The sequence below is a fragment of the Pseudomonas sp. LP_7_YM genome, from assembly GCF_004364435.1.
GTDB lineage: Bacteria > Pseudomonadota > Gammaproteobacteria > Pseudomonadales > Pseudomonadaceae > Aquipseudomonas.
The window spans coordinates 1-3,726 of record NZ_SOCT01000031.1 but is presented as its reverse complement, the minus strand read 5'-3'; the positions used below and the strand labels follow the sequence as shown (position 1 = coordinate 3,726).

4 protein-coding genes are annotated in these 3,726 nt (G+C 52.3%); all 4 read right to left on the bottom strand.

What is annotated here, in order from left to right; genetic code table 11:
* A partial coding sequence (tnpB, locus tag EC915_RS24585) for an IS66 family insertion sequence element accessory protein TnpB (RefSeq protein WP_256658837.1) occupies positions 1 to 281 on the bottom strand: 281 nt, incomplete at its 3' end.
* A gap of 156 nt (positions 282 to 437) precedes the next feature.
* Positions 438 to 1,291, bottom strand: a protein-coding gene (locus EC915_RS24580; protein ID WP_133753053.1) for an IS5 family transposase whose coding sequence is annotated in 2 segments (ribosomal slippage) — positions 438 to 943 and positions 943 to 1,291 — 855 coding nt in all. Because the reading frame shifts where the segments join, the coding sequence is not laid out codon by codon here.
* Positions 1,292 to 1,494: 203 nt separating this feature from the next.
* The gene (locus EC915_RS24575; RefSeq protein ID WP_133753052.1) at positions 1,495 to 1,776 is read right to left on the bottom strand and encodes a hypothetical protein; all 282 of its coding nucleotides are present in this window, start codon (positions 1,774 to 1,776) and stop codon (positions 1,495 to 1,497) included.
* Positions 1,777 to 1,784: 8 nt separating this feature from the next.
* Positions 1,785 to 3,726 (bottom strand): RHS repeat domain-containing protein (locus EC915_RS24570; RefSeq protein ID WP_256658836.1); only part of this gene is annotated, 1,942 nt, incomplete at its 5' end.

The following is a 3,726-nucleotide window of genomic DNA, read 5'->3' as shown; positions in this document are numbered from 1 at the left end:
GTTTGAAGCCAGCTCCTGCAAGCAGACTCCGGGAGACCTACTCCCATCTTTGATACAGCATCGCTGACTGACGTCAGCGTTCGTGACACACCCCAGTACAAGATCTTCACGCGGTTGCGCGGTTTGTTGAGGAAGACAAAAAGCACCGGGTCGAAGACGGCGACCTTGATGTCCAACTCGACCAGGGCAGCGAGGCCGTTGATGGACTTTCGGAAGTCGACGGGCTTGGGGTACAGATATACTTTTTCGACTTTTTCGACTTTTGCGTCGGGACGCATCATGGCTAACGGGCTCCTGAAGGAATCGGGAGCACAGCATCGAGCATCAGATAAGCGCTTGGAATGTGGGGTTCATGGAGCGATTACAGTTTAAGGGCAGCAAAGAGACTTATAAACCAATCTTGACTGATGTCTACCGCAGTAGTCGATCTACACGCTTTAGGGTTTGTCTGAAAAGTCAGCCCGCAAGCATCTTTCGATGCAGGCCAGTGTGACCATGGCTTTAAAGCTGCTGGCCAGTTTGTCGTAACGCGTACAGATCCGACGTTTTTCCTTAAGCCAACTGAACACCCGCTCAATAACGTTGCGCTTTTTGTACTGAGGCCTGTCAAACAGCCGAGGCAGGCCGGGTCGAGGCTTGCGATGCATCTTGCGCAGCGGAATCACCGGCTGCATGCCGTAGCGGTCGCAGTACTGACGTATAACCTGGCTGTCATAACCCTTGTCGGCAAGCACATAACGGCAACGCTTGCGCGGGCGACCCCTGCTGCCAGGAAGGCTGATCTGATCCAGCAACGGCATGAAGTAGCGCGAGTCAGCCTGCTCGCCGGGCGACAGCATGATGGACAGCGAGAAGCCATGACTGTCGCAGGCGAGGGGTATTTTGGTGGTCAGTCCGCCCCTGCTTCGGCCGAGACAGTGGTGTTGCGGTTCCTGCGGGCCCCTTTTTTTCCAGCACCGCTGGCAGCCCGGGTGGCCCGGATTGACGTGGAATCGACCATCCAGGTATCCAGATCGATGAACCCGTCTTCTCGCAAACGAAGATGAAGGTGGCGCAGAACCTGCTCGAACGTGCCGTTGTCACGCCATTGCCTGAAGCGCTGGTAAACGGTCTTCCAAGGCCCAAAACGTTCAGGAAGATCCCGCCATTTGGCGCCAGAGCACAAAATCCAGAAGATTCCATCAAGCATCTGACGATCATCGCGCCTTGGCCGCCCCATGTGTTGAGGAGGGGAAACAATGGCTTCAATGATCGCCCAACGCTCAGATGAAATTTCATAACGGCCTGTCATGACGGCTCTCCTGGCAACCAGAGGGCATCATTCTAGCGAAAGCGACTTTTCAGACAAACCCTAGATTTGGCTACCAAGGTAGGTTATTGCGTTGCGCCATATTGCACTGAGAATCTCGATATAGGGAATGTGAAAACGGCACCACTCTACTGAAAAGTCCCAAAATTAAGAGGCAGTGAGGCAACGATAACTTCAATGGACTTTCATAGCTCAACGTATGACTGCTCAGCATCAATAAGGATTTCTCCAAGCTCCAAATTAATCGGCCATTGATCTACGACAATATGAGCAATACCCAAGTGGCGATGACTCTTCGGTGGCAACGTATTTTGACTCAACAGAGATAACACCTCATTGAACACACTCTTGAACTCGAGCAGCCGCTCAGCAGATATGATGCCACGCAACGCCTCGTTACCCTCAACAATAGAAACTTCTAAAGCGCTAATTGCGAGCCTGATTTTTTTTATAGTAGCTTCTTGCATGTACTCTTTCATGGAGATACCAAATTAGACAGGTCGGTGATATATTTTTGCGTTTGCCCACCGGGCAAGCCTAAGCCTTGCGCCGATGCTTTGCCTTCTATGATGACTGATTTTGGAGTCACTTTAAACTGTGAAATATGCGACATTTGATTCCAATCAGTCTTCAAAGCAAGGCTCTCTCTGGTAGCAGGAAAGGACTCAAAAAGATAGCGACCTTTGGCATTGGCGCTAATATCATCATAGTATCTTAGCCCATACTCGCTTTCTGTCGCACGCCGAACTTTTATGGAGTCGATTTCAAACGATTGTAATGTCTGCTTTCTGTACTTTCGAGCCATTCCCTGTTTTTTTAAGTAAGCTGAAGCGTTCCTAACACCACTGTATGTATTGCTCCCGCACATCAATCCCAATGGATCAATCCAACCGACCGCACTAGGAGCATATTGGTAAAGATTAAAACCACCGGACAACCCAATCGGATCCTGCGTTATAAACCGCCCAGTCTCCGGATCGTAGTACCGAAACGTATTGTAGTGCAGCCCGGTCTCATCATCAAAATACTGCCCCTGAAATCTCAGGTTCTGTTCAACCTCGTTTATCTCAAGCTTTTCCAGCGCACCCCACGCCTTATACGTCGCCTGCCAAACGATCTGGCCTTCAACGTCCGTCATCTCAAGCGGCGTACCGATCTGGTCGGTATGGAAGTAATAAAGCGTATTTTCTTTTTCACCTTCTCGCTGATCGACACGGGCCAGTGGCGCATAACTACCCGGTTCATAGACGTAAAGACTGCTCTGCTCCGGCGCTTCTTCGCGCAGCACCCGCAGGCCTTGCCAGAGGAAAGTTTTTCGCTCGTTGCGCTGAGGCTCATGGTTGAACTCGGACTGCTTGGCAACGCGTCTTCCCAGGCTGTCGTATTGATAAGTGCCAACGCATTCAATTTGGCTATTCACCATCGTCTCAGCACGCACCAGCCGGTTTTCGCAGTCGTAGGTAAACGTCTGCAGCTTGACGATGCCGCTACGTTTTTCGATCAAATTGCCCCAAGCGTCGTAGCTGTACTCCTGTTCGCGCCATTGTTTGATGCGGTTGTCTTTGACGTGGTCAAACTGACTGGTGTTGAAGTTCAGCCGATTCGCCGCAGCGTCGTAACGAAACTTTTCGCTGTCCACCAGTTTGCCGGTGTCGCGGCTGTGCAACTGGCCGTTGGCTTCGTATTCGTATTTGATCTCGCCACGCAGCTTGTCGAGGGTGCGGGTCAGTTCGCCGGCTGGATCGTATTGATAGCGACGGTGAATAGGGTTGTAGGCGTGCTCCACCAGCAACTGTGGGCTTTCTTTACCCAATACGCGGGAAAGCTTTTCGGCGGGTAACGTTGAGGCAAACTGCCAGCACTTGCGGCCCATGGCGTCGTAACCAAAGCAACTGGTGAGTTTGCCTTGTGTACGAAAAACTTCGCGATGCAGGTCGTCGTGCTGCATGTCGCTGATGAGCTGCCCGTCGAGGTTGATCTGGTGCAGGTGACCGCTGCCGTAGTACAGATGATTGAGGTGTTGGCCCGTCGGCAAGGTTAGCGTGGTCAGGTTACTGAGCGGATCGTACTCGTAAGCCAGCGCACCTTGCGGTGTGGTTTCTTTTGTCAAACGACCTAACGGGTCATAACTGAAGTCGAGGGTCTCTTCCTCCACGCCCAGTTTTTTGCCAATGCTAGAAGGCAGCCGATGGATGCTGAGCAACCGATCTGCGTCGTCATAGCTGTAATCCTGCCGCGCATCCTGATTAACCTTGGCCAGCAAGCGACCAATCGCATCGCGCTCAAATTCGGTGCTGCGCTGTGGCCGTTCGGCGCGGTCGCCGTAGCCGGTTTCATCGACGCGGGTCAGATGACCGCCGAGGTTGTAGCTGAAACGGCGCGTCAGGTTGTCGATGCGTTTCTCTTCGATCAGTCGA